Origin of the sequence: Maricaulis salignorans (genome assembly GCF_900103475.1) — a bacterium.
Taxonomy (GTDB): Bacteria; Pseudomonadota; Alphaproteobacteria; order Caulobacterales; family Maricaulaceae; genus Maricaulis; species Maricaulis salignorans.
In genome coordinates, this window is record NZ_FNHG01000012.1 from 62,596 (window position 1) to 89,041 (window position 26,446).

A 26,446-nucleotide genomic window follows, 5' to 3' on the forward strand; every position below is an offset into this window, starting at 1 on the left:
CAGGCCGCCTGGCCAGGGGGGGGCACTCTGTCAGTGGGTTTTGCCGCGGCGTCAGTACAGATCGCGGTCGTGCATATCTTCCACCGGGCGGGCCCGGTCATCACGTGCCCAGCTGACGAACATCGCCATTTGCCGGTCAGCTTCCACATGGAAATCTTCGGGGATCTGGGTTGCTTCGGCGAACTTGTCACGAACAGAGGCGGGACATGCAACGGCCAGCCCCCATGCGATCGCGATGACTGCGACCAAAAAAATTCCGTTTTTCATCAACGCCTCCCCAGCCGTGAATCACATCAGGTGATGGGTTACAGAACCTTAATAATCGGGGGCGGTCCATCCCGAGCATCGATAAATCGGGCTGTTTCCGGACGAATTTCGATCAATCGGGCCGATTATCAGCGCTGCGAAGGCGGGTATGAGCGAGGGGCTGACAGGTTTGTTCGTAACCATGCCGGCTGCGACCGGTCATATTTGATAGCCGGGAACGAGCCGGTTGCTTTGGAAAAGCGAAAGGGTGCCAGTATACCTTGCACGGCCCAGAGGCGCGATTCGAGTGAATCGTTGCGGCATTGCCGGATGGAAGTTTGATGGTGGCAGACACGAAAATCGGCGGCACGGCGGGCAATGCGCAGGCTTATCGTACGGTGCTCGACCTGGTTCACCTCAGCTCAGTCGGCAATGCCGATCATGAGCGGGCCATTCTTCAGATCCTGGATCGCGTCAAAACCCATTTCAAATTGCCGCGCGTTGCGGTCTGCCAGATCGCGCCGGATCGATACTCGGTCGAATATCTCCTGGACGATACCGGACGGTATAGCGTCGGAGATGCGCCGGAGCTTGCCGGCAGCTGGTGCCAGCAGCTTGTCGAACGCGATCAGACCATCATGGCCTCGCGTGTGGCCGGCAATGGGCCTGATCCCTATCCCGGTCTCGCGGCGTGCAGTCCACAGGTCTATGCCGGCGCGCGCATTCTGGTTGATGGCCGGCTGCACGGGACGCTCAATGTCACGGCCGATGAAGCGGTTGGAACGCATTTCAATGATGATGACCGCAATGTGCTGGAGACGGCCGCTGCACTGGTCGGCCACCACGTCTCGCTCCTGCGCGCTGACTCCCGGTTTGACCTCGCGGTCCGCGGATCCAGCGTCGGGTTATGGGAGTGGAATCTCGAGGATGATGCGGTCTATTGGTCGCCGCGTTGTTATGAGCTGACGGGGCTGGACCCGGCCGAACATACGCCGCTCGTCAGCGACTTCACCGAATTGCAGCATCCCGACGACCGCGAGGCGCAGGCCGAGGCGATCCGGCAACATCTCAAGCATGGAACGCCCTATCAGATCGAGCACCGCATTCGCCACCGGGACGGGCATTATGTCTGGGTTCATTCCCGTGGGCAGGCGGTCTGGAATCGGGCGGGCGTGCCGCAGCGCATGGCCGGCTCGATCGAGGATATTACGGAACGCAAGCGGGTCGAGGAGGCCTGGCACCGCAGCGAGGAACGCCATGAATTGGCGGTTCGCGGGACGGGTGTCGGTGTGTGGGACTGGGATGTCCGCAGCGGGGTTGTGTACTGGTCTGAGCAGCTGAAACGGATCCTGGCGCCGGACATGCCCGAGCCGGAACTCTCGATCGAAGCCTTCGCCGCGCGGATTCATGACGAGGATCGCGAACGCGTGCTCGGCGCGCTGCAGCGGCACCTGGCCCATGACGGCGAGTATCGGGCCGAGTATCGCAGCTGCCGCCCCGACGGCAGTTTCATCTGGGTACACACACGCGGGCAGGCGGTCTGGGACGAGAATGGTGAGCCCGTTCGCATGGCCGGCTCCTGTCACGACATCACCGAACGCAAGGAATCCGAAGTGCGCATGGCGCAGCAGGCTGAGGAATTGCTGCGGACCAATCGTGAGCTCGAGCAGTATGCCTCGATTGCCTCGCACGACCTGCAGGAGCCCCTGCGCAAGATCAATAGTTTCGGCGAGCTGCTGGTGCGCGACTATACCGACCGTCTCGACGAACGCGGCCGCCTTCTGGTCGACCGGATGGTCGATGGGGCGCAACGTCTACGGCAATTGATTCAGGACCTGCTCAGCTATTCCCGGTCGTCGAATGATGACATGAAAATTGCCGAGGTCGGGTTGGCGGACCTGGTCGCGCGCGTGTCGAGCGACTTTGAGCTTGCGATTGCGGAGACGGACGCCACCATCACCTGTGAGAATGATGTTGTTCTGCGCGGTGATGAATTGCTGTTGCGCCAGCTCTTCCACAATCTGCTCGGCAATTCATTGAAGTATCGCGGCGATACGCCGCCGCATGTGCGCATCGCGGCGACGCGGACCGACGATGGTGCCCACTGGCATCTCATGGTTCGCGATAACGGGATCGGGTTTGCCAGCCGCTATGCCGAGCGCGTTTTCGACATGTTCAAGCGTCTGCATCCGCGTGATGCCTATCCTGGCACCGGAATCGGCCTGGCATTGTGTCAGCGGGTCGTCGAACGCCATGGTGGCCGTATCTGGGTCGAGAGCGAACCGGGGGCGGGCAGCTGCTTTCATATCGAGCTGCCGGTATTGCCGGTGGAGGCGCATGCCGCCACCTTATCCGGCTCCGGCACCGGGAGTGATCCGCAAACTAGGGTTTGACCTTTGCAGTGAGATTGTCGACATTTCATGCGGCCCACCCCATGTTGTCACTATCCGAAATCCAGCAATGAGTTTGACCCTATGAAGCCTGAAAGCCCTGCCGTGACGCGATCCATGTCGATTGTCAGAACTTGGGGTACGCTCAACTGGGCCAGTGTGTTTTCGGTTATTCTCTATCCGGTTCTGGGGGTTGGCCTGCTGGTGACCATGGTCATTCTCGGTCTGGCGCTTGAGGGCCTCACCCTGCACTGGTGGTACGCGCCGCTCGGTCTGTTCGTGATGGCGGCGACGATCTTCCTCTGCAATATGGGGATCGGGCCCTTGCACCGGATCTGGCAGCACCGCGCCGGCGAGATCAAATGGCCGGCCCAGGTCATTTTCATGTTCAATTGCATCCTGGCCATGCAGGGTTCGTTGAAAGACTGGGTCAATTACCATTCCCAGCACCATCGTTTTGCCGACAATCCCGGCGACCCGCACAATCCGCTCGAGAGCAAGGTCTGGGCCTGGATGGGCTGGATCCTGTGGCGCGATAGCGCCGATCTGGAGCGGCCAATGCCGATGTGGCTGAAGGAAAACAAGGTTGTGCTGTTCGCCGACCGTTTCCACATCTCGCTGTCGCTGGCGATGCATTTCCTGATCCCGGGACTGATCTATCTCGCGGTCGCTCTGGCTGGCGGCTCGCTGATCCTGGTCGCCTTGCTGCATGCCTGCGTCATCATTGGCCGTGGCATCCAGTTCCACGCGACGACGCTGGGCGTGAATGTGTTTGGTCATCTCGATACGCCCAAATGGGTCGACTACCTGCTGGCGCTGTTGACTGGCGGCGAAGCCTTGCACGATCACCATCACGAATTTCCGCGCAGCGCGCTGCATTTGCCCAAGCGGGGCATCTGGAACCGCATCGTCGATTATAACGGGACCATGCTGCTGGTTCTGCGCCGGCTCGGGCTGGCCAAAAATCTGGAGATTGCCCCTCAGTTCGCTTGACCTCGCGCAGGCGAGGGCGGGCAATGGCGGGGATTTCACGCCTAACGAGTTGACGTGAGCGTAAACGTCACGCCGACAAGACAATCAAGGGGAGAGACATGCCGGACCTGGAAAGATTTCGCGCCGAGACGCGCGCCTGGCTTGAGGCCAATTGCCCGGAGGAAATGCGCCGTCCGATGAAGGGCGAAAATGATGCTGTCTGGGGCGGCCGCAAGGCGGTGTTCGAATCCGAGGCCCAGAAAACCTGGCTCGATCGCATGGCGTCAAAAGGCTGGACGGTGCCGGAATGGCCCGTCGCCTATGGCGGTGGTGGCCTGTCCAAGGCCGAGGCCAAGGTGTTGCGCGAGGAAATGGGGCGCATCAAGGCACGCTCGCCTCTGATGTCCTTCGGCATCTGGATGCTTGGGCCTGCACTCCTGAAATATGGCAATGAAGATCAAAAGCTCGAGCATCTGCCCAAGATTGCCCGCGGCGAAATCCGCTGGGCCCAGGGTTATTCCGAGCCCAATGCCGGCTCCGATCTCGCAGCCCTGATGACCAAGTGCGAAGACAAGGGCGATCATTATCTGGTCAATGGCCAGAAGATCTGGACCTCCTATGCCGATCAGGCTGACTGGATTTTCGTGCTGGTGCGTACCGATTTCACGGCCAAGAAGCATGAGGGCATCAGCTTCATCCTGGTCGACATGGATCAGCCCGGCGTCACTACCAAGCCGATCAAGCTGATTTCCGGAAAATCACCCTTCTGCGAGACCTTCTTTGATGATGCCCGTGCCGAAAAGAAAAACCTCGTCGGCGAGCTCAACAAGGGCTGGACCATCGCCAAATACCTGCTCACCCATGAGCGTGAGATGATCGGCGGCACCGGTGCCGGCTCCGGCGCGATGCGGCCGATGGGCGATGTCGCCATTCAGCAGGTCGGCCTCAACGAGCATGGTCAGCTGGCCGATCCGGTCCTGCGCACCGATGTAGCGCGCGCCGAGATTGATGGTCTGGCCTTCCTGTCGACGCTGGAGCGCGTCACCGAAGAAGCCAAGTCTGGCCAGGGCGTCGGCGCCAATTCCTCGATGCTGAAATATTACGGCACCGAGCTCAACAAGCGCCGGCTGGAATTGATGATGGATGGGTCCGGCCATGACGGGCTGGAATGGGATGGCGATGGCGATGTGGCGCGGCACTGGTTGCGCACCAAGGCCAATTCGATCGAGGGCGGAACCTCCGAGGTTCAGCTCAATATCATCTCGAAACGCATTCTCGACCTGCCGAGCGCCTGAGGGGGATACACACCATGGCAATGCTGCTGAACGAAGAACAAGGCATGCTCAAGGATGCCGCCAAGGGCTATCTCAAGACATCGGCGCCGATCAGCCAATTACGCAAACTGCGCGATGCCGAGAGCGCTGACGGTTTCGACCGCAAGACCTGGAAAGACATGGCCGAAATGGGCTGGGCCAGCGTCCTGGTGCCTGAAGACCATGGCGGCGTCGCCATGGGCCATGTCGCCGCTGGTGTGATCGCCGAGGAAATGGGCCGCACCCTGACCGCTTCGCCTTTCCTGTCGACCGCAATCCTGGGCGCCACGGCGCTCACGCGTTTTGGCAGCGAGGCCCAGAAGGCCGAATACCTGCCGCGCCTGGCCGCCGGTGATTTTCTCACGGCGCTGGCCGTCGACGAGACCCACAAGCATAATCCCTCGAGCGTAACCACGACGGCGCAACGCTCCGGCAATGGTTTCAAGCTGGATGGTCGCAAATCCTTCGTCGCCGAAGGCCATATCGCCGATATGCTGATCGTCTCGGCCCGCACCGCCGGTGCTGATGGCGAACCGGAGGGCATTACGCTTTTCCTGGTGCCGCGCGAAGCCGCCGGTGTCTCGGTCGAGCGCGCCTCCATGATCGACAGCCGCAACTCTGCGGCGATCACGCTGGAAGGCGTTGAAGTCACCGCTGACGCCGTGCTCGGCGAAGTCGATGGCGGTTACACGGCGCTGGAAGCCGTGCTCGATGCCGGCCGCGCCGGTCTGGCCGCCGAAATGTCCGGCTCGGCCCAGGAATGCCTGGGCCAGACACTCGCCTATCTGCGCGAGCGCAAGCAGTTCGGCGAGATCATCGGCACTTACCAGGCGCTGCAGCACCGCGCCGCGCATCTCTATACCGAGATCGAACTGGGCAAATCCATCGTCCTCAAGGCGTTGCAGACACTGGATATGGCACCGGATCACGCTGCCATGATGGTCTCGGCCGCGAAGTCGAAACTGGGCCAGGTGGCCCAGCTCTCGGCCCGCGAGGCGATCCAGATGCATGGCGGGATCGGCATGACCGATGAGTACGATATCGGCTTCTTCATCAAGCGCGTTCGCGTCGCCGAAGCGCTGTATGGTGATGCCAATTATCACACCGACAAGTTCGCGCGTCTGCGCAAATACTAAGCCGGTCAAGGCCGGGGAGGGTCGATATGGACTACACAGGAAAAGTGGTTGCGATCACGGGCGGAGCCCGCGGGATCGGCCTCGCCATGGCCCAGGCCTTTCATGACCGTGGCGCGAAAATCGCGCTGGCCGATTTGCGGGGAGCCGAAGAAGCCGCCAAGGCATTCTCGGGCTATGGCGCTCGCGTCGATGTCACCAAGGAGGCCGATATTGCCGCCTTCCTGATCCAGACCGAAGAAAGGCTCGGGCCGGTCGACATCTATGTCTCCAATGCCGGTATCCTGCGTACGGACGAGCCGAGCTGGGATGCAGCCGGGGCGGACGACAAGGCCTGGCATGACTCATTTGAGGTCAATGTGATGGGTGCCGTCCGCGGTGCGCGCCAGGTCTGGCCACGGATGAAACCGCGCGGCGGCGGGGTCTTTGTGCTGGTGGCGTCCGCTGCTGGCCTTCTGGCCCAGATCGGAGCCTCGTCCTATAGCGCCAGCAAGCACGCCGCCGTCTCCTTCGCGGAGAGCCTGGCCGTGGCGCATGGCGATGACGGCTTGCAGGTCGTCTGCGTCTGTCCGCAGGCGGTTCGTACCGATATGCTTGGCGGCAGCGAGGATGGCGGCATTGCCGGCGCTGACGGGATTGTTGAACCCTCGGCTGTTGCCGAAGCCATGCTGGCGGCGATCGAGAACAAGCACTTTCTCGCTTTTCCGCATCCCAAGGTCGCCGAATATGAAGCCTTGCGGGCCACCCAGCGTGATCGCTGGCTCGGCGGGATGCGCAAGTTTCGACGTATGATGATCAACGAACGCGGCCGGCCGGTCTAGGGTTCAACCGCGCGCAGTCAGCACACCAAACCAGATATTCACGGGAGAGTTGAGATGGATTTAGGGATTTCCGAGCGGGTCAAGCCGCTGATCGAGCAGGTTCGGGCCATGGTGCGCGACGAGATCCTGCCGCTCGAGGACGAGTATCACGCTGAGGTGGGCAAGGCCGCCGGCGGGGACCGTTTTGCCTTTACCGATCGCCAGGTCGAGATTCGCGAGACCCTGAAAGCCAAGGCCCGCGAGCGCGGCCTGTGGAATTTCTGGCTCACCGGCTCTGATCGCGGCTATGGCCTGTCGACGCTGGAATATGCCTATCTCGCCGAAGAAATGGGCTGGTCCTTCCTGGCGCCGGAAGTCTTCAATTGTTCCGCTCCGGACACCGGCAATATGGAAGTGATCGAGCGCTATGGCTCGACAGCACAGAAAGAACGCTGGCTCAGCGATCTGCTCGAGGGCAAGAAGCGCTCCGCCTATCTGATGACCGAGCCGGATGTCGCCTCGTCCGACGCCACCAATATCGCCTTCTCCGCCGTGCTTGAGGGTGATGAGTGGGTGCTCAATGGCGAGAAATACTGGGCTTCGGGCGCCGGCGATCCACGCTGCGCCGTCTATGTGCTGATGGCGCGAACCGAGGGTGAGGAAGCCGGCCGCCATGGCCGTCATTCGCAATTCCTCGTCGATGCCGCCACGCCGGGGATCGAACTTCTGCGTCCGATGACCGTGTTTGGTCATGACGATGCGCCGCACGGTCATATGCATATCCGCTTCACCAATGTGCGCGTTCCCAAGGACACGATCATTCTCGGTCGCGGCAAGGGTTTTGAAATCTCCCAGGGCCGGCTCGGGCCTGGCCGCATCCACCACTGCATGCGCGCCATCGGTCAGTCGGAACGCGCGATGGAACTGATGTGCCGCCGCTCGGTCTCGCGTACCGCATTCGGCCAGAAACTGGCCCGGCTCGGTGCCAATAAGGATATTATCGCCGAGCGCCGCATGGCGATCGAACAGGCACGTCTGTTGTGCCTGAAAGCCGCCTGGATGATGGATCAGGGCGATCCGCGCGCGGCTGCGCCCTACATCTCCCAGATCAAGGTCATCGCACCGCGCGTCGCGCTGGAGACCGTTGATGAGGCGATGCAGATGCATGGCGGCACCGGGGTCTCCCAGGACACGCCACTGGCCGGCATGTGGGTTGCGCTTCGCACGCTGCGCTTCGCCGATGGTCCTGATGCGGTGCACCGCATGGTGATCGCCCGCCAGGAGCTCAAGCGCTACGTCAACGAAGCATTGGAGGGCTGAATGACGGATCGTAAACCGGGCCCGTCACGGGAGCAGGTCGACAAGGTCATCGAGTTTATTGTCGCCAATGAACCCTTGTTCGCTGTCGGCGAGATCGAGAATTTTGGAGTCAGGCAGCGCGGCTATGTCAATGCGCCGCCGGATCTGCGCTTTCTGATGGCCGCCGCGATGGAGCACAAGGACAAGCCTGCCGTTGTGTTCGAGGATCAACGCTGGACTTATGGCGAGCTGATCGGCAAGGCGGTTGCCGTCGCCAACGGCCTGGTCGAGCGCCATGGTGTCACGCCGGGCACGCGGGTCGTGCTGGCGATGCGCAATTGTCCGGAATGGATGGCCTGTTTCCTCGGCATTATCGCCGCGGGCGGTGTCGTCGTGCCGATGAATGGCTGGTGGACCAGCGAAGAGATTGGCTATGGCCTGCGCGATTGCGGTGCCAAGCTGGTGATCGCGGGCTCGCGCCAGGCCGAGCGCATGCTGCCGCACCTCAAACCGCTTGATCTGACGCTGATCGGTGTCCGCGAGGGCGTTGAGGGCTGTTCCGACAGTTTTGATGGTCTGGTTGCTGCCGGTGCCGGCAAGCCGGCGCTAGAGCTGGCGATCAAGCCGGATGATGATTTCGCGATTTTCTACACTTCCGGTTCAACCGGCGCGCCAAAGGGGGCCGTGCTCTCGCATGGCGGTGCGGTGACCGCGATCATGTCCTACGCGCTGATTGGCGCCGGGATGAAGCATGCCAATGGCGGCGAGGAGTTCTTCGGTGAGACGCCGGGCGTTCTGGTCGCGGTTCCGCTCTTCCATTGCACCGGCTCACACGCCGTCTTCATGACCTCGCTCCTGTCGGGCCGCAAGATGGTGCTGATGCGTAAATGGGATGCCGGCGATGCCGTCGACCTGATCGAGCGCGAGCAATTGACCAATATGGTCGGCGTGCCGACCATGTCGCACGAGGTGACGCTGGAAGCGGAACGCCGCGGGACGAGGCTGGACAGTCTGATGGATATGGGTTCGGGCGGCGCCAAGCGGCCTGCTGCCCATGTCGAACGGCTGGCGAAGGTTTTCCCGCAGGCCTGGTCGAGTTCGGGCTATGGCCTGACCGAGACCAATGCCCTGGGTGCCTATAACAATATGGCCGATTACCAGGCCAAGCCGAACTCCTGCGGCCGGGCCGTTCCTGCCGTGACCGAGATCAAGATCGTGCGTGAGGATGGCTCGACAGCCCCGACCGGTGAGGCCGGCGAGGTCTGGATCAAGTCACCTTGCCTCTTCAAGGGTTATCTCAACCAGCCGGAAGCCACGGCAGCCGTGCTGACCGAGGATCGTTGGTTCAAGACCGGTGATGTCGGTGTGCTCGATGAGGATGGTTTCCTGTCGATCGTGGACCGGCTGAAGGACATGGTCATTCGCGGCGGCGAGAATATCTCCTGCCTGGAAGTGGAGGGCGCCCTGGCAGCGCACCCCGACATTGTCGAGGCCGCTGTGATCGGCATTCCCGATGAACGGCTCGGCGAGCGCGTTGGCGCGGCGATCCTGCTGCGCGAGGGGGCCGTCCTGCACAATGACGAGATCGATGAATTCCTCAAACCACACCTGGCGGCCTTCAAGCGCCCGGCGCATTACTGGCGGCTCGACGCGCCCCTGCCGCGCGGCGGCACAGGCAAGGTCGACAAGCCAGGTTTGAGAAAGCAGCTTCTGACCGATGGAGACATAGACTGATGGCCATTGTGAAACCCGCCGACCTTGCCAGCGAGATCGGCAAGGAAATCGGTCTGTCCAACTGGATCAAGCTCGACCAGTCGCGCATCGACCAGTTCGCCGATGTCACCGAAGATCATCAATTCATCCATCTCGACGCCGAGCGCGCCGCGAAGGAAACCCCGTTCGGCGGCACGATTGCCCATGGCTTCCTCTCGCTCTCCATGCTTTCGCGCATGGCGATGGACATCGCCTTTACGCTTGAGGGCATGGCGATGGGCATCAATTACGGCTTCGACAAGGTGCGCTTCCTGACGCCGGTCAGCTCTGGCAGGAAAATCCGCGGCCGTTTCGTGCTTGAGGATGCTGTCGAGAAAAGCCCCGGCCAGTGGATGCTGCGCTTCGGCATCACGGTTGAAATCGAGGGCGAGGACAAGCCGGCCCTGATTGCACAATGGCTGACGATGCAGGTCGTCGCCTAACGCCCATTTTCGGAGACATGACATGAGTGAAATTCGTTTTGATGGCCGCGTCGCCATTGTGACCGGTGGCGGCAATGGCCTTGGGCGTTCTCACGCGCTGGCGCTGGCCTCTCGCGGCGCCAGGCTGGTGGTCAATGATATGGGCGGATCGGTCGACGGTGTTGGCTCCGGTTCGGCGGCCGAGGATGTCGCTGCGGAAATTCGCGCTGCCGGCGGCGAGGCGATTTCGCACACCGCCAATGTCACCAGGGAAGACGAAGTCGCCGACATGGTCGCCCAGGCGATGAAGGCCTTCGGCCAGGTCGATATCCTGGTCAATAATGCCGGCATCCTGCGCGACAAGAGCTTCGCCAAGATGGATATGGCGGACTTCAACGCCGTCACATCCGTACACCTCACCGGTTCGGCGATCTGTACCAAGGCGCTGTGGGATCATATGCGCGAGCGCCAGTATGGCCGCATCGTGATGACCTCGTCCTCGTCGGGCATTTACGGCAATTTCGGCCAGGCCAATTACGGCGCCGCCAAAATGGGCCTGGTCGGCTTCATGAATGTGCTCCACCTGGAAGGCGCCAAATACGGTATTCGCGTCAATGCGCTCTCGCCAACGGCGGCGACGCGCATGACCGAGGGCCTGATCCCGGAAGAAGCGCTCAAGCTGATGACGGTCGAAAGCGTCAGTGCCGGCCTGGTCTATCTGGTCAGCGATGACGCGCCTTCACGTCTGGTATTGTGTGCCGGTGCCGGTGGTTATGCCGCGACGCGCGTCTATGAGACTGACGGCATCTATCTGCCGCCCGAACAGCAGACACCGGAACATGTCGCCGCCAATATCGACGCCATTATCGATCCGGCCGGCCAGCAAATGTTCGAGCAGGGCGGCCAGCAGACGATGAAATTCCTCGCCAAGGCTGCCGCTCATTTCGGCGTCAAGCTGGGCTGACCCGTGCATCTTTTTGACCAATCCACGGCTCTGAAGCGGGTTTCGGGCGAAGCGCCCGACATCCGCTTCGAGGGCGAGGCGAGCGAACACTTCAAAAATATGATCGGCCCCTATGGCGGCTGGAGCGCAGCGGTATTGGCCAAGGGCCTGGTCGAGGCGGCCGGTCCGGAGATGGAGCTGGTCTCGATCACGACCGATTTCCTCGCCGGGGCCCGCGAAGGCCCGATCACGCTGGATGTTGCGTGCGATCGGGGCGGCAAGAATACGCAGTTCTGGAATGCCTCGCTGACGGCGCAGGGCGATAAAAGTCCTTCCAACCGGGCGATGGGGATTCTCTCGCGTCGCCGCGACACCCTGGCCTGGACCGAGGGTTCGCGCCCCGACGCACCGCCGCCGGAGGATTGCGACCGCGCCAATTTGCCCATGGCCTGGTCGCGCACGGTTGAAATGCGCCCGACACAAAGCCCGCCCTTTGGCACGGGCAAGACCCGCACGGACAATCTGTCCTGGATCCGGCTCGAACCCGACCGTCCGCTTGACGCGGTCGGGCTGGTGGCGCTGGCCGATACGCCGACGCCGCGGCTGTTCTTTGTCACGGGCAAGCCGGAGATGATCGCGACGGTCTCGATGACCGTCTATCTCCATGCCAGCCCCGATGATTATGCCGCTGTCGGCGCTGACTATATGCTTATCGAAACCCATGCCGCCCGCGGCGGACGTGGTTTCTACGACCAACATGCGCGGATCTGGAGCCGCGACGGGCGCCTGCTGGCCACGACCCAGCAAATCGTCTGGTATAAAACAACCAATGAGGAGTGAGACCCATGCGTGAAGCTGTCATCGTATCCACGGCGCGTACCCCGATCGGCAAGGCCTATCGCGGCGCCTTCAATGCCACCTCCGGCCCGACCCTGGGCGGTCATGCGATCGGCGAAGCGGTCAAGCGCTCCGGCGTCGATCCCAGCGAGATCGATGATGTCGTCATGGGCTGTGCCATGCAGATGGGCACGACGGGCCGCAATGTCGCCCGCAACAGCCTGATCCGCGCCGGCCTGCCGGACACGGTCGCCGGCATGTCGATGGACCGCCAGTGCGCGTCCGGCATGATGGCGATCGCCACGGCGGCGAAACAGATCATCACCGATGGCATGACGGTCACCGTTGGCGGCGGACTGGAAAGCATCTCCCTGGTCCAGACCGACAAGATGACCAAAAACTGGGATGTTGATCCGTGGATCATCGAGAACAAGCCCGACCTCTACATGTCGATGCTGGAAACCGCCGAAGTCGTTGCCGATCGCTATGGCATCAGCCGTGAAGCCCAGGACGAATACGCCGCCCAGTCGCAGGCCCGCACCCATGCGGCCCAGCAGGCCGGCCGGTTCGATGCCGAGATCGTACCTTTGCCCTCGGTCATGAAATTCATGAACAAGGAAACCGGTGAGGTTCAGGATCTTGAAGTCACGCTGGAAAAGGATGAGGGCAATCGCCCGGGTACTTCGGCGGAAATGCTTGCGGGGCTGAAGCCGGTCTTCGCCAATGGCATGCGCATCAAGGAAGGCAAGTTCATCACGGCCGGCAATGCCTCCCAGCTCTCCGACGGCGCTTCCGCCGCGGTGATGATGGAGGCGAAAGATGCCGAGCGCCGCGGGATCGAGCCGCTTGGTATTTATCGGGGCATCGCCGTTGCCGGCACCAATCCGGATGAAATGGGCATTGGCCCGGTCTTCGCGATCCCGAAACTCCTCAAGGCCAATGGCCTGACCATGGATGATATCGGTCTGTGGGAGCTCAATGAGGCTTTCGCCGTCCAGGTCCTCTATTGCCGCGACAAGCTGGGCATTCCTGACGAGCTCCTGAACGTCGATGGCGGCGCGATCTCGATCGGTCACCCCTATGGCATGTCCGGTGCCCGCATGGTTGGCCACGCCCTGATCGAGGGCAAGCGCCGCGGCGCCAAATATGTCGTTTGCACCATGTGTGTCGGCGGCGGCATGGGCGCAGCCGGCCTGTTCGAGGTGGCATGATGCGCGCGCTTTATTGCCGGGAATTCGGACCGGAAGCCGGCATGAAGGTCGAGGAGATCGACACGCCGGCCCTGCCGGCGGCGCATGTCATGGTCGACGTCAAGGCGGCGGGGCTCAACTTCCCTGACCTGCTCTGCGTGCGCGGCGAATACCAGTTCAAACCGCCCCTGCCATTCGTGCCGGGCGGTGAGGGCGCGGGTATCGTCACCGCGCTGGGCGATGGCGTCACCAATGTCGCTGTCGGTGACCGCGTCTGTTTCAATGGCCTGACCGGCGCTTTCGCCGAGCAGGTCGCGGCGCCGGCCGGTGCGGTCATCAAGATCCCTAATAGCATGTCCTTCGAGGAAGGCGCCGGTCTGACGGTGGTCTATGCGACCTCCTATTACGCCCTGAAACAACGCGCCAAACTCCAGCCGGGCGAGACCCTGCTCGTGCTCGGTGCGGCCGGCGGTGTCGGTCTGGCCACGGTCGAGCTGGGCAAGGCGATGGGCGCGAAAGTCATCGCCTGTGCCTCCAGCGATGAAAAGCTCGCCGCCGCCAAGGCGCACGGCGCCGATGAGGGCATCAACTATACCAGCGAAGACCTGCGCGCCCGGATCAAGGAAATCACCGGCGGCAAGGGCGTTGATGTGATCTATGATCCGGTCGGCGGCGATTTCGCTGAAACCGCCTTCCGCTCCATCGCCTGGGAGGGCCGTCACCTGGTGATCGGTTTTGCCGCGGGGCCTATTCCAAAGCTGCCGCTCAACCTGCCGCTCCTCAAGGGCGCGTCGGTTGTCGGTGTGTTCTGGGGGGCCTGGGCGATGCGCGATCCGGCGGCGCACTACGCCAACATGGCTGAGCTGTTCGAGATGTTCGAAGCCGGCAAGATCAAGCCGCATGTTGCCGGGCGCTACAAGCTCGATGATTTCCTCGGCGCCTTTGGCGAGCTGTCCGGCCGCAAGGCGATCGGGAAAGTGGTGCTGGTTCCCTAGGGACGGGTGAGACAAACATGAAAAGGCCGGGCGATTGCCCGGCCTTTTTTGTTGGCTGCGGCTATTCCGCCGGCGCGGCTTCGGCCTCCGGCTTCGCGCGGATCAACGGCCAGATCAGCTGTTCGCCGACGCTCGTCGGTGGCAAGTTCTCGACGCCGAGCTTGTCCGGATAGCGCCGCGTGATCTTGGCGGTGCCGAACAACACGTCCCAGAAGAAGAGCAGATTGCCGAAATTGCCCTTGTAATGGGTGATGCCGTCATCAGCATGCTTGCCGTGATGGGCGCTGTGGGTGGCGGGCGTCGAGATGGTGCGCTCGACGACCCACATCAGCGGCGAGAGCCATTTGACACGATAGAGCGGTTCGTCCCAGCGCACGTCGGAATGGGCTGCGAAGATCACGCTCATCTTGACCACGAGATAGGCGGCATAGACCCAGCCCAGCCCCAGATAGATCAGCGCGCCGGATAGCCACAGGCCGGGCATAGCCAAGTAATAGAACAGGTTATTGCGGTAGACGACGCGGATCGAGAGGTATTCGGCGTTGTGATGCGGCCGGTGCAGCTTGTAGAGCCAGGGGAAGGAATGCGAGGCGCGGTGCCACCAGTATTGCGACAGATCGTCGAACACGAGCAGCAGGGCCAGCTGCGCCAGAACTGGCCAGCCGGACAGCATGCCTTCCGCCTGCGGCGCAACCAGGCTGGCGATCAGACCGCCGCCAAACACCGCCATCGGCTGGATCAACAGGATTAGTCCAAAGCCCGAGACCAGCTCGACCCAGACATCATCGCGGGTCTGGCCCGGCTTGCGAAAAAAGCCGGTCAGCATGATTTCCAGCACCACGAAGGTGAAGAAGACGGCGAGGACGGCGAGGTATTCGAGTTTCATGGCGCAGATCCACTCCGGGGCGATGGTCAGTCCGTCTGATGGGCTTGATTTACCCCGCTCCGGACCGCAAGAATGCCAATAAATTTGCAATTGGAGTCCGGATGGCCGACCTGCTCGATTTCGGTATGACGGCGCTGGGCGATCTGCTCACGCCGCGCCTGGCGGAGCGGTTGCGCGCCGGCGGCACCCCGGTGCGCTATCCCGACCGCGCGCTGATCCACGCCCGTGGCGATATCAAGCCCGGCCTGTCCATGGTGCGCTCCGGATCGGTACGCTTTGGCAATCCGGGCAGTGATGGCTCCTATATCGTCATCACCGTGATGGGGCCGGGCCAGTGTTTTGGCGAGTTCTCCCTGTTTGCCGATTTGCCGCGCACTCATGACGCGGTGGCGATCGGCGAAACCGTGGTCGACCAGATCAGCCGCACGGCCTTTGACGCCATCCTCGCGGAGGAGCCCGAGCTGAGCCGGATCATGCTCACCGCGGTGACTGGACGTCTGCACGCGGCGATCGAGATGATCGATGATATGCGCCGCTTGCCGCTGCCGGTGCGCACGGCCAAGCTGATACGGCAATTGGCCGCAGCTTCCGGTCGGCGCGATCATGCCCGCTGTACCCAAAGCGAACTGGCCTTTGCCCTCGGGGTTTCGCGGGTGTCCAGCGGCAAGGCGCTGGGCCGGCTTCGCGCCCTGGGCCTGGTTGAGCCGGGCTATGGGGAAGTCGTGATTCCCGACCCGGCGCGGCTGTCCGACTGGATCAGGACACATGCCGAATTGGAGCCCCTGTCGCCCGCACCGGCCCCGGGCCGGGCCCCGTTATCGCGTCCGGATTGACGCAGAGGCGCGGCCTTGACCGCGGCGGCTGGCGCGCAAAGACTGGGGCAGGATTTGGTTTCACCGGGAGGGGATTTGCGATGCGTAATCTGGTTTTATGGAGTACGGCGCTGCTGGCCGTGGGAAGCATTGCCAATGCGCAGAGCGCGCAACACGCGCCGCCTGCGGAAGTCCTCGCCGTGCATGATTATGTGGCGGCGGTCTCGGCCGAGCGCATCGAGGCGGATATTCGCACCCTGGCCGGTTTCGGCACGCGTCACACCCTGTCGGAAACGGAAAGCGATACCCGCGGCATTGGCGCGGCGCGGCGCTGGATCCATGACGAGTTTGAACGCATTTCCGCGACATGCGGTGGTTGCCTGGAAGTCATGTATGTCTCCGACACCATCTCCGGCGAGACGCGTATTCCCGAGCCGACCGAGGTGGTCAGCGTTGTCGCTATCCAGCGCGGCCGCATCGATCCGGACCGCTATGTGTTGATGTCCGGCGATATCGACAGCCGCGTCACCGATCCGCTCGACGGCACATCCGACAGCCCCGGCGCCAATGACAACGCCTCCGGCATGGCGGGCGTGCTGGAAGCGGCGCGCGTGCTCAGCCAGCACGAATTCGACGGCTCGATTATCTATACCGGCCTGTCCGGTGAGGAGCAGGGCCTGTTTGGCGGCCAGATCCTTGCGGCTCATGCGCTGGAGAATGGCTGGCGCATCAAGGCCGTTCTCAATAACGACATGATCGGCAATATTTCCGGCATAAATGGCGTCACCAATAACGCCACCGCGCGGGTTTTTTCCGAAGGCACTCGCGATGTCGAAACGCCGGAGGAGGCGAGGGCGCGACGCTTCACCGGCGGCGAGGTCGACAGCGCCTCACGTAATCTGGCGCGCATGGTTGATCGCACCGCCGATCAATACATCCCCAATCTCGATGTGATGATGGTCTACCGGCTCGATCGTTTTGGCCGCGGTGGCCATCACCGTCCGTTCAATGCTGTCGGCATTCCCGGGGTCCGCATCATGGAGACCAATGAGCATTATGATCGCCAGCACCAGGATCTGCGTACCGAGGATGGCCGCGTCTATGGCGATACGGTTGAGGGCGTCGATTTCGATTATGCCGCCAAGCTGACGGCCCTGAATATCGCCGTCATGGCCCAGATTGCCGGCGCGCCGCCGATCCCGGCCAATGTGACGATTGAAGGCGCGGTCCAGCCCTCCACGCATCTCAGCTGGACCTTGGCTGAAGGGGCGGCAGCGGCCAATCTGGCCGGCTACCGCGTCCACTGGCGCCTGACCGATCAGCCGCAATGGACCTATAGCCGTTTCGTTGGCCCGGTGGGCGAATACACGCTCGAGAATGTCGTGATCGACAATTATTATTTCGGTGTCTCTGCCGTCGCGCGCGATGGATCGGAAACGCCCGTGGTCTTCCCCGGCGCGGCGGGCTCGTTCGGCGAGTAACGCCGCCGGACATCCAGATATGAAAAACCCCGCGGATCAGGCGATCCGCGGGGTTTGTTCTGTCCGGATGGTGCGGCTTATTTCTTCGCGAGCAGGTCGCGGATTTCGGTCAGCAGGACTTGCTCGACCGGCGGAGCGGCAGGCGCTTCCGGTGCCGCTTCTTCCTTCTTCTTCATCGAATTGATGCCCTTGATGATGAGGAAGAGGGCGAAGGCGACGATGATGAAGCTGATCACATTATCGATGAAGAGGCCGTAATTGATCGTGCCGGCACCGGCTTCATGGGCGGCTTCAATATTGGCATAGGTCTGGTTGTCCAGTGCAATGAAGAGGCCGGAAAAATTGACGCCGCCCATCAGGAGACCGATCACAGGCATCAGAATGTCGGTGACGAGCGATTTGACGATGGTCGAGAAGGCGCCGCCGAGGATGAAACCAACGGCGAGGTCGACCACATTGCCACGCATGGCGAAGTCTTTGAATTCCTTGAGCATGTTGGCTCTCCATGTGAATTGAATGAACTAATTTTAATAATGCGGGCTATTTGCGTACGAAGTCAAATAGTTGCTTCACAGCGCCAGATCATGCCGGAGCGGTCCGCCATCCAGGCGAGACGCCATAAAAAGCCCCGGCAGCGCGAGGCGGCCGGGGCTTGAATGTCTGTTGATCGTCGCCAGGATTCCTAGCGGGCAACCACGGTATAGGTCACCGTTGCGCCGGTGGCCGGATTGGTACCGCTCCAGCTATCGCCGAGTGCGAGCGTGTCGGCCACTGGCTGGCAGCCGCTTTCGCCAGTGCTGCGTACGACGCACATTTCGCCATCGACCAGCGTCCAGGTGCCGCTGATGCCGATATCCGTGGTGTAGGTGCCATCGGCCTCAAAGAATGTGGTGTAGGTCATTTCGCCAGCCTGGATCTGCAGCGCGTTGTCGACCAGGGTTTCGGCCGGTGTGGACAGCAGGGCAAAGGCTGCCGCAATCATCGTCAACATCATCAAGTTTCTCCCCCGAAATAGCGCGTCCGGGATGGCGCGCCATGGGCGTTAACTCTATCGCGGCCCGTGCTGCCCCTCAAGAGAAGAGGTTGGGAAAATTCGCCCATACGGTGAAAATTCGCCGGGTCGGCGCATCCGGCCCGGGCGCATCACCGGGCCGAGGCGAGCTCGATTGCGGGCAGGCGGGGCAGGGTGCAGCGGTGCTGGTCTGTCGCCAGGGCGGGGGCCGCATAATCATGCGGTCCGTCGGCATTGACCAGCTGGGCTTCGCCATTGTCGAGACAGATGCGCAAATCGTCCGGCAGGGCGCCATCGACATGTTTGGAGACGTCCTGATATCCATCCCACAACACATCCGGCATGCGGCCAAGAGGCCCGGCGATGAGGAGTCTTAACCCCTGCAATTCAAGCCCGTCGGGATTGTCGCCGCCCCCGGCAAACCGGTTGCCATGGATATGGATGCCCTCGGGATAGGGGTCGAAGTCATCCTGCACCGAATAGCTGGAATAGCCGGTCGAGTGGAGGCTGGAGATGATGATATTGGCGGTGCGGTTGTCGGAGATGTCATTGTCGAAAATCTCGACCAGGTCATTGGAATTCACGACAATGCCGGATCCGGCCGGGATGCTGGCGACCGGTGTGCCGGCATGGCCGAAATTGCCGGTATTATTGCCGAAAACATGGTTGCTATAGACCCGCGTCTGGTAACCGGGCTGGGGCAAATTGGGCATGTTGAAGACCAGGATGCCGCCGGTATTCTCCGTGGTGACATTGTCATAGACATCGGCGCCGATCGTGTTCTCGACCTCGATGCCGGCAACATTGCGCTCGGCGCGATTGCGGCGGATGACGACATTGCGCGACTGGCCGACATAAATCCCGGCATCGGAGGCGCCGATTGCGATGGAGTCCTCGACCAGTACATTGCGCGTCTGCACCGGATAAATACCATAGGCACCATTTTCGGTCCGGGGCCCGGCGGTCCACTCGACCCGAACGCCGCGCACAATGATATTCTCGCCGCCATTGACCTTGAGGCCATCGCCGACCGTGTCCTCGATCGCGAGGTTTTCAATCGTGAAATCGCTGGCGGTCACCAGCAGGCCTTCCGCGCCCTGCACCTGGTCCTGGAAGGTCAATATGGTGCGGTCAGGGCCCTGACCACGCAGGGTGACGCCGTCAACATTGAGGCTGAGGGAGCGGTCGAAGGCGAACACGCCCTCGGGGATTTCAATCACATCGCCCGGCCGGGCGTCGATCAGGCGTTCGATCAACTGGTTTTGATAGCCGCGGTCGGCATGGGCCAGATCGCGTTCCTGAGGCCCGCCGCATCCGGCCAGACACGCCGCCAGACTCGCAGCCATCGCGACAAACCCTGTGTGCTTCAAGGTCTTGGTCATGAATCATCCCCTCCCGGATTCCCAACCCAGAATAAGCGGCGATCGGCGCTTGTGTCGATGATTTCCATCCCCGCGTGCAGGTCGCAGGCTAGCTCGCGCTATTGGCGGCCCTGTATTCTGTGACGGCGGCGCATTCGGGAACCGAACCGATATCGTGATGGGTGACGGCTGCGCCACTCTCATTGGCGACGGCCAGGGGAGCGATTTTCTCACCGGTGCGGATATCGATCAGTTCGACCGGGCGATTGGCGTCATTATAGACCCATTCATCGCCCCATTGCTGCATGGCGATCAGGATCGGGAGCAGGGCTTCGCCGCGCTTGGTAAGGATATATTCCTGGCGGTGGCCCCGTACGCCGACTTCCTCGCGCGCCATGATATTGTTTTCGACCAGCTTGTTGAGCCGGTCCGTCAGTATGTTCTTGGCGATGCCCGTGCTTTCATGAAAATCGCTGAATCTGCGGGCGCCCTTCATGGCGTCCCTGACGATCAGCAAAGTCCACCAATCGCCAACTTGATTCAGGGTCTGCGCAATCGCGCAGGGCATCTCGTCAAATCGTTTGCGTCCCATAGAAACAGTCCCCCAAAGACCGTGGTGTGCTGGAGTTATTCTCATTGCACACCCGTCATCCAGGCTGGATGAAACCTTTGAGATCCTGTCGCCCAATCGACCGCATGCAACGACAGGCTTGTTTGTCGTGCAGACCTCTATCTGTGTGCTGATGGACGATAGGCGAGGCAGACAATTTTGGCGACCCTTTTTGTCGAGGGAAATATTACAGGGCTGTAACGCGCGCTGAGGTCGGCAATTGCCGCCCCGCCGTTTCCCTGCACACTGCCGGGTCAGCGGGGAAGCGGGACCGGAATTGATGGAAGCTGTTGCGATTGACGATCTCAGGGTCGTCTTGAATGACGAGATTCGCGGCGCAATCGCGTTGATCCTCATCGGGATGATGTTCACCGTCGCGCTTTCATTGCGGCTGGAGGATTTCCACGCCGTGCGGCGTCAGCCGGTGCGGATCCTCGGTGGCGTGCTGGCCCAGATCCTTGGCCTGCCCCTGGTGACGATGGGTCTGATCCTCATCATCTCGCCGCCGGCCAGCGTGGCGCTGGGCATGATCATCGTCGCCAGCTGCCCTGGCGGCAATGTCTCCAATATCCTGACCCATTTCGCGCGGGGCAATACGGCCTATTCGGTCTCGCTGACCGCGATTTCCAGCGTCAGCTCGGCGATTGCGACGCCGGTCTCCATCCTGTTCTGGTCGAGCCTCTACCCGCCGACCGCTGCCCTCGTGCACACGCTGCATGTCGATGCCATCCCTTTCCTGGTTCAGACCCTGTCGCTCCTGGCCCTGCCACTGGCGGTCGGCATGCTGGTCGCCGCGAAATTCCCGGACACAGCGGCGAAGATGCGCAAGGTCCTGTCTCCGCTCTCCCTGTTGTCGCTGGTGCTGCTGGTGGCTGTCGGCGTGCAGCAGAACTGGAATGTCCTGATCGCCGCCGGTGCCATCGTCGTGCCGATCGCGATCATCCATAATGCCAGTGCCTTCGCACTCGGTGCCGGTTCGGCACGGCTTCTGCGCCTGGACGTCGCGCGGCGGCGGGCCCTGACCTTTGAGGTCGGGATCCAGAATAGCGGGCTGGGTTTGCTGATTCTGCTCAGCCAGTTCGACGGTATTGGCGGCGCCGCGGCGATGACCGCGACCTGGAGCATCTGGCATCTGATTTCCGGCGGGGCATTGGCGGGCTTGTTCCGCGCCCTCGATCGGGTGAAAAAGAGTGACACACACAAAGCCATATAATCGACGCGGCCAAATGAGCGTCAGGGGAGATGAAGTGATGTTTGATCTGAAAATCGAGGGCGGTCTGGTCTTTGACGGCACGGGCGGCCCCGCCGTCTGGACCGATATCGGCATTACCGGCGGGCGCATCGCCGCCATCGGCAATGATATCGGCGAAGCGAAACGCACCATCGACGCCAAGGGCCAGATCGTCACCCCCGGCTTTATCGACGTGCACACCCATTATGATGGGCAGGCGAGCTGGGATGGCGATCTGCGCCCGTCGATCGATCATGGCGTCACCACGGCCGTGATGGGCAATTGCGGCGTCGGCTTCGCGCCGGTCCATGAGGGTGACCATGACAAGCTGATCAAGCTGATGGAAGGCGTCGAGGACATTCCCGGCACCGCGCTGGCCGAAGGCCTGACCTGGAACTGGGAGAGCTTCCCCGATTATCTCGATGCCCTGGCCGCCGTGCCGCGCACGATCGATATCGCCGCCATGCTGCCGCACGACCCGCTGCGCGTCTATGTGATGGGCGACCGGGCGATCCATTCCGAGCCGGCAAACGATGCCGATATCGCGGAAATGCAACGCCTGACGCGCGAAGCGCTGGAAGCCGGCGCCATCGGTTTCGCCACCGGCCGTTCCGACGTCCACAAGAGCGCCGATGGCGACTGGACGCCATCGTCGGAAGCCACCCGCGCTGAACTGACGGGCATCGCCAGGGCTTTCAACGGCCTCGATTACGGCGTCGTCCAGGCGGTCAGCGATTTCAATCTGGAACGCGGCGAGCAGGATTTCGACGAGGAATGGTCGATCATTGCCGACTACGCCAAGGCCTCGGGCCGGCCTTTCTCATTCTCGCTGATGCAGCGCGATTTTGCGCCCGATCAATGGCTCAAACTGATCGAGCGCACCGAGAAGCTGAAGGAAGAGGGCGTTGATGCCCGCATGCAGGTGGCGCCGCGCGCCATCGGGGTCTTCCTCGGCTTCAATTGCACCTTCCACCCCTTCATGGGCTATCCCAGCTACAAGACCATCGCCGATCTGCCGCTCGCCGAGCGGGTCAAGCGGATGAAGGATCCCGCCTTCAAGGCGAAGATACTCAGCGAAAAGACCGAGAAGCTTGCCGGCCCGGGCTCGTCTGTACCGCCGCTTGCGGACATGCTGATGGAGCATATCGAATTCGTTGCCGAAAAATTCTTCCAGCTTGGCAATCCGCCGGATTACGAGCAGGGCGCGGAAAGCTCACTCGCTGCCAAGGCGCGGGCCAAGGGCGTCTCCCTGATGGAGATGGTCTATGACACCCTGCTCGAGCGCGACGGTCATGAGCTGATCTATCTGCCGCTGTATAATTACACCGAGCTCAATTACGACAATGTCCTCAAGATGATGCAGCATCCCCAGGCGCTCTATGGCCTGTCCGATGGCGGCGCCCATGTCGGCACGGTGTGCGATGCCTCCATGCCGACCTATATGCTCACCCACTGGACCCGCGACCGCAAACGCGGCGAAAAACTCTCACTGCCCCGCGTCGTACGCATGCTGACCGGCGCCCAGGCCGACTATATGGGCATGTCCGATCGCGGTTATATCCGCCAGGGCCTGAAAGCCGATATCAATGTCATCGATCTCGACAATCTCCAGATGGAACCACCCCACATGGTCAAGGACCTGCCCGCAGGCGGCCAGCGCTTGCTGCAGGGCGCCATCGGCTACACCGCGACGATCGTCGCCGGCGAGGTCGTGATCGAGAATGGCAAGCTGACCGGGGCGAAACCGGGGACGGTTTATCGCGCCGGGCGGCAGTTGGCGGCGGCGGAGTAGGGGGGCTTTGCGCTTTTGGCGCGGGGCCGCATTTCTACAACTTTACATGGCCGTGGCTTCTGTGGATATTGGCGCGCGATAAGTGGGGGAGGGGGGCCGCATGATGAATATTGAAGAGTTCGGCGCGCGAGGGGAGCGGGCACGGCTTTTTCCGGTTCTGGCGGAAAGCTCGAAGGAGGGGCGCACTCTGTCGATTGTGCTCGCGACGCTCGCTCGAGTTCCCGAATTCTCAGGGAGTATCCTGCGGGGAATCGGGCGCCCTACCGGTAAGAGAACCACCGTCGATTGTTATACCGAAGTGACCTTTCCGGCGCTCAAAGATTCGAATTTGCGGCCAGATGGCCTGATTGTTGTCAGTACTGGCCGCAGGCGTTGGTCAGCATTCGTTGAGGCGAAAATCGGCACTGCCGAAGTTAAAAGAGAGCAGCTGGAAAGCTACCTAAAACTAGCTAGTCAGACCGGTGTCGACGCGGTCATCACGATGACAAATGCGTACGCACCGTTGCCTGAGCACCATCCGGTAGATGTGGACAAGAGGCTTCTGCGGAAAGTAGGTCTTTTTCATTTTTCCTGGTTCTCGATTCTTACAACCATAAACCTGCTGGCGGTGAATAGTGATGTAGATGATGCGGATCATGTTTACATGCTACGCGAGCTGGAACGCTTTCTCCTGCATCCCAGTGCGGGCCTGAGGCGGTTCGATAGCATGGGGCCAGAGTGGAGCGCAGCGGTTGAGAGCCTGCGGAAGGGAGCATCAATATCGAAGTCATCCAGCGACACTCTTGCTGTTGTGTCTGGTTGGCATTCGGAATTGCGTGATTTGTGCCTATTGCTTTCGAGAAAGACCGCAGCTCGGGCTGAGCTACGCCTTGCACCGGCCCATAAGGCAGATACACGGGCTCGGTTGCAACATGATGCCCAGCGCCTTGCGTCTGCCGGTACTCTAACCGCAGAAATTTTGGTGCCGGCCGCCGCCTCACCGATCCTCGTCGAAGCCGATCTCACAACGCGGACAACAAGAGTTTCTATGAAACTTGACGCGCCGAAAGATAAGCAACGCCAGGCTTCATGCCTGAGTTGGTTGCTCCGGCAGCTTCGCGATTTGCCTACAAAAGAAGCTGACGAAGTGCATGTTCAAGCGAATTGGCGCGGGCGTGCACCTCAAACGACCTCAACATTGGCTGCTGCCCGGGTTGATCCGAAGCTCCATAGCCATTCAGACCCGGCGATGCTTCCTACGTCATTTGTAGTTATGAAAATGATGGGAGATGGCAGGCGATTCTCCGGTCGGAAGACGTTCATCGATAGCCTAGAGCACCTCGTCGTAGAGGACTTTTACGGGTCCGTCGCTGAGGTGCTTACTGCGTGGCAACCGCCTGCGCCTAAGTTGAGGCGGGCGCCTGAAGAGGCGGAAATACAAGAGGCTGGCCTTGATGGCGCAGTCGAGATTGGCGAGTAGGCGGCTGCCTCTCACCAATCCCGTATCATGATCGCCCCACCGGGCAAATCCGACCCTTAATCCGTTGCCAGCCTGGCCGGATCCCGGCATGGGTTTCAGGGGGAGGTGCGGTCCGCGTGGGGCCACTTGCTCGAAACTCAATCAACACAGCGAGGGACGTGTACCTCTGGTACGCGTGCCCGGGGAAAATGGAGTCTTCCCGGAGGACAGGTGCCGAAGGTACCTGTCCCTCATCGTGTGGCGGCGCGAGCCACCAAACCCCACTCCGAAGACGACAAAAATCCCTTCCCCCGGATTTTTTCCTCAGTCTGCCGGAGGGCAATCCAGCCAGACTGCCGCAGCCAGTTTTCTGGCGCGTGGCAGGCCCCGGAAGTCGCGGCGCGCATCGGGCGGAAATTGGCGTGTTGTCGTGTGATAGAAAAAAAGGCGGGGCTGATGCCCGCCCCGACACTCTCTAGCGCTTGCGATTCTTCCGCGCGGCATAGCGTGCATCGCGTTCGGCCTTCTTGGCAGCCTCTTCGGCGATATGGCGTTCCAGCTCGGCTTTTTCCTCGGCTTCGCGGGCGGCGGCTTCGGCCGCCTCGGCGGCGCGGGCTGCGGCTTCGCGTTCGGCGAGTTCGGCGGCCTTGCGGGCCTTTGTTTCTTCCTTCACGCGTTCGCGCTCAATGCGTCGCGCTTCGCGGGCCTTGGCGATCGCTTCGCGTTCGGCGCGTTTGGCGGCCAGCTCCGGATCGTCGAGCTTGGGCGCAGTCTTGAATTTTTCCAGAAGCTTTTTCTTGGCCTCCGCAGCATGCTGTTTGCGATCGGCGAATGTCGGATGTGCTGAATTTTTCAAGCTGCAGTCGTCCCTGGTCTGGTTGAAAGCCGGTATGGCTTGCCGAAATTGACGGCGATTGGCCCCTGTCTGCCCCCGCAGACGCGGCAGCACAACCCCGCATGGGGTCATCTTGCATGAGATTCACGGCGCAATGTCGCATTTTTGGAGCGGGGAGGGTGACGGTCGCGGCGGTGAGCGCCCGCTTATCCCCGCCCTCTGCAAATTATCCCACGTCATCCTGACGAACGTCAGGTCCCAGACGGGACAGGTGCACAGCCGGCAATATCGAGGTCCCGACTTGCGTCAGGACGACACATTCCGAGCGATGTTATCCCCAGCCCTCCAAGGCGCGCGCATACTTCAGCCGTTCCGGTCGCACGGGAGGCGTGAGCTCAGTCATTCGCGGCGATCGGGAGCGTGGAGCTCGTCCGGGCAGAGGGGTGACATCCTCAAGCTCTGGTGAGGCCATGATCGGGGAAGGGCAGCATGAATGCTCGACTGTTCGTCCACGGTCATTTCGAGGCAGGGCCCGCGAGGGACCTGAGTAAATCTCCACGTGCGGGACGTCTCGGATGCCCCCTAAACCTACAACAGCTCCGGCATTCGCCGGCGTCCCGCACACCTCCCATGCGAGAGGTGAACCACTCAAACCTCCAGCGGCACGCCGCGTGGAGATTTTCGTGCAGCCTGCTC

24 protein-coding genes are annotated in these 26,446 nt (G+C 61.7%); 17 read left to right on the plus strand and 7 right to left on the minus strand.

Annotated features, from left to right (window positions below; genetic code table 11):
• Window positions 1-51: 51 nt before the first annotated feature.
• Window positions 52-267, minus strand: coding sequence for a hypothetical protein (locus BLT42_RS10320; protein ID WP_091770460.1), 216 nt, complete (start codon window positions 265-267; stop codon window positions 52-54).
• A 320-nt stretch (window positions 268-587) separates the two neighbouring features.
• Here BLT42_RS10320 and BLT42_RS10325 point away from each other — a divergent pair, with 320 nt between their 5' ends.
• The 12 genes from BLT42_RS10325 (at window position 588) to BLT42_RS10380 (ending at window position 14,292) form a co-directional block, all read left to right on the plus strand.
• Window positions 588-2,639 (plus strand): PAS domain-containing protein, encoded by a 2,052-nt coding sequence (locus BLT42_RS10325; protein ID WP_091770462.1) that lies wholly within the window; start codon window positions 588-590, stop codon window positions 2,637-2,639.
• A 114-nt stretch (window positions 2,640-2,753) separates the two neighbouring features.
• On the plus strand, window positions 2,754-3,629 hold the full coding sequence (locus BLT42_RS10330) for an acyl-CoA desaturase (RefSeq protein ID WP_233342428.1): 876 nt from the start codon (window positions 2,754-2,756) through the stop codon (window positions 3,627-3,629).
• A 98-nt stretch (window positions 3,630-3,727) separates the two neighbouring features.
• Entirely contained in the window at window positions 3,728-4,903 is a 1,176-nt protein-coding gene (locus tag BLT42_RS10335; protein WP_091770466.1) for an acyl-CoA dehydrogenase family protein, read from the plus strand.
• A 14-nt stretch (window positions 4,904-4,917) separates the two neighbouring features.
• Window positions 4,918-6,057 carry an acyl-CoA dehydrogenase family protein gene (locus BLT42_RS10340; RefSeq protein ID WP_091770468.1) on the plus strand — a complete coding sequence of 380 codons (1,140 nt, stop codon included), beginning with the start codon at window positions 4,918-4,920 and terminating at the stop codon, window positions 6,055-6,057.
• Window positions 6,058-6,083: 26 nt separating this feature from the next.
• Complete coding sequence (locus BLT42_RS10345) at window positions 6,084-6,875, plus strand: SDR family NAD(P)-dependent oxidoreductase (RefSeq protein WP_091770470.1); 792 nt, start codon at window positions 6,084-6,086, stop codon at window positions 6,873-6,875.
• A gap of 54 nt (window positions 6,876-6,929) precedes the next feature.
• Window positions 6,930-8,174, plus strand: coding sequence for an acyl-CoA dehydrogenase family protein (locus BLT42_RS10350; RefSeq protein WP_091770472.1), 1,245 nt, complete (start codon window positions 6,930-6,932; stop codon window positions 8,172-8,174).
• Window positions 8,175-9,887, plus strand: coding sequence for a class I adenylate-forming enzyme family protein (locus tag BLT42_RS10355; RefSeq protein WP_091770474.1), 1,713 nt, complete (start codon window positions 8,175-8,177; stop codon window positions 9,885-9,887).
• Complete coding sequence (locus BLT42_RS10360; protein WP_091770476.1) at window positions 9,887-10,348, plus strand: MaoC family dehydratase; 462 nt, start codon at window positions 9,887-9,889, stop codon at window positions 10,346-10,348. The genes BLT42_RS10355 and BLT42_RS10360 overlap by 1 nt, the downstream gene beginning before the upstream one ends.
• A gap of 22 nt (window positions 10,349-10,370) precedes the next feature.
• A complete protein-coding gene (locus BLT42_RS10365) occupies window positions 10,371-11,291 on the plus strand; it encodes an SDR family NAD(P)-dependent oxidoreductase (RefSeq protein ID WP_091770478.1) in 921 nt (306 codons plus the stop codon).
• 3 nt (window positions 11,292-11,294) lie between these two features.
• On the plus strand, window positions 11,295-12,110 hold the full coding sequence (locus BLT42_RS10370; protein WP_091770480.1) for an acyl-CoA thioesterase: 816 nt from the start codon (window positions 11,295-11,297) through the stop codon (window positions 12,108-12,110).
• A 5-nt stretch (window positions 12,111-12,115) separates the two neighbouring features.
• Window positions 12,116-13,318 (plus strand): acetyl-CoA C-acyltransferase, encoded by a 1,203-nt coding sequence (locus BLT42_RS10375; protein WP_091770482.1) that lies wholly within the window; start codon window positions 12,116-12,118, stop codon window positions 13,316-13,318.
• Window positions 13,315-14,292 (plus strand): NADPH:quinone oxidoreductase family protein, encoded by a 978-nt coding sequence (locus BLT42_RS10380; protein WP_233342429.1) that lies wholly within the window; start codon window positions 13,315-13,317, stop codon window positions 14,290-14,292. The genes BLT42_RS10375 and BLT42_RS10380 overlap by 4 nt, the downstream gene beginning before the upstream one ends.
• 61 nt (window positions 14,293-14,353) lie before the next feature.
• On the opposite strand, the gene BLT42_RS10385 is transcribed toward BLT42_RS10380, so the two are convergent.
• Window positions 14,354-15,178: a sterol desaturase family protein gene (locus tag BLT42_RS10385; protein ID WP_091770484.1), complete on the minus strand. Its 825-nt coding sequence runs from the start codon at window positions 15,176-15,178 to the stop codon at window positions 14,354-14,356.
• A gap of 101 nt (window positions 15,179-15,279) precedes the next feature.
• Between BLT42_RS10385 and BLT42_RS10390 the strand changes: the two genes are divergently transcribed.
• Together BLT42_RS10390 and BLT42_RS10395 are read left to right on the plus strand one after the other, a co-directional pair.
• Window positions 15,280-16,011 carry a Crp/Fnr family transcriptional regulator gene (locus BLT42_RS10390; protein WP_176780331.1) on the plus strand — a complete coding sequence of 244 codons (732 nt, stop codon included), beginning with the start codon at window positions 15,280-15,282 and terminating at the stop codon, window positions 16,009-16,011.
• An 80-nt stretch (window positions 16,012-16,091) separates the two neighbouring features.
• Window positions 16,092-17,471: a M28 family metallopeptidase gene (locus tag BLT42_RS10395; protein WP_091770488.1), complete on the plus strand. Its 1,380-nt coding sequence runs from the start codon at window positions 16,092-16,094 to the stop codon at window positions 17,469-17,471.
• Between the two features lie 77 nt (window positions 17,472-17,548).
• Here BLT42_RS10395 and mscL read toward each other — a convergent pair whose 3' ends face one another.
• From mscL to BLT42_RS10415, 4 genes are all read right to left on the minus strand, one after another.
• Window positions 17,549-17,965, minus strand: coding sequence for a large conductance mechanosensitive channel protein MscL (gene mscL, locus BLT42_RS10400; RefSeq protein ID WP_091770490.1), 417 nt, complete (start codon window positions 17,963-17,965; stop codon window positions 17,549-17,551).
• Between the two features lie 188 nt (window positions 17,966-18,153).
• Window positions 18,154-18,465, minus strand: coding sequence for a hypothetical protein (locus BLT42_RS10405; RefSeq protein ID WP_091770492.1), 312 nt, complete (start codon window positions 18,463-18,465; stop codon window positions 18,154-18,156).
• A gap of 149 nt (window positions 18,466-18,614) precedes the next feature.
• Window positions 18,615-19,865 (minus strand): parallel beta-helix domain-containing protein, encoded by a 1,251-nt coding sequence (locus tag BLT42_RS10410; protein ID WP_233342430.1) that lies wholly within the window; start codon window positions 19,863-19,865, stop codon window positions 18,615-18,617.
• 88 nt (window positions 19,866-19,953) lie between these two features.
• Window positions 19,954-20,436 (minus strand): winged helix-turn-helix transcriptional regulator, encoded by a 483-nt coding sequence (locus BLT42_RS10415; protein WP_091770494.1) that lies wholly within the window; start codon window positions 20,434-20,436, stop codon window positions 19,954-19,956.
• A gap of 298 nt (window positions 20,437-20,734) precedes the next feature.
• Between BLT42_RS10415 and BLT42_RS10420 the strand changes: the two genes are divergently transcribed.
• From BLT42_RS10420 to BLT42_RS10430, 3 genes are all read left to right on the plus strand, one after another.
• Window positions 20,735-21,667 (plus strand): bile acid:sodium symporter family protein, encoded by a 933-nt coding sequence (locus BLT42_RS10420; RefSeq protein ID WP_091770496.1) that lies wholly within the window; start codon window positions 20,735-20,737, stop codon window positions 21,665-21,667.
• Between the two features lie 37 nt (window positions 21,668-21,704).
• Complete coding sequence (locus BLT42_RS10425; protein WP_091770498.1) at window positions 21,705-23,477, plus strand: N-acyl-D-amino-acid deacylase family protein; 1,773 nt, start codon at window positions 21,705-21,707, stop codon at window positions 23,475-23,477.
• A 100-nt stretch (window positions 23,478-23,577) separates the two neighbouring features.
• Window positions 23,578-24,936, plus strand: coding sequence for a hypothetical protein (locus BLT42_RS10430; RefSeq protein ID WP_091770500.1), 1,359 nt, complete (start codon window positions 23,578-23,580; stop codon window positions 24,934-24,936).
• 454 nt (window positions 24,937-25,390) lie between these two features.
• On the opposite strand, the gene BLT42_RS10435 is transcribed toward BLT42_RS10430, so the two are convergent.
• Window positions 25,391-25,771 (minus strand): DUF6481 family protein, encoded by a 381-nt coding sequence (locus BLT42_RS10435; RefSeq protein ID WP_091770502.1) that lies wholly within the window; start codon window positions 25,769-25,771, stop codon window positions 25,391-25,393.
• Between the last annotated feature and the right edge of the window lie 675 nt (window positions 25,772-26,446).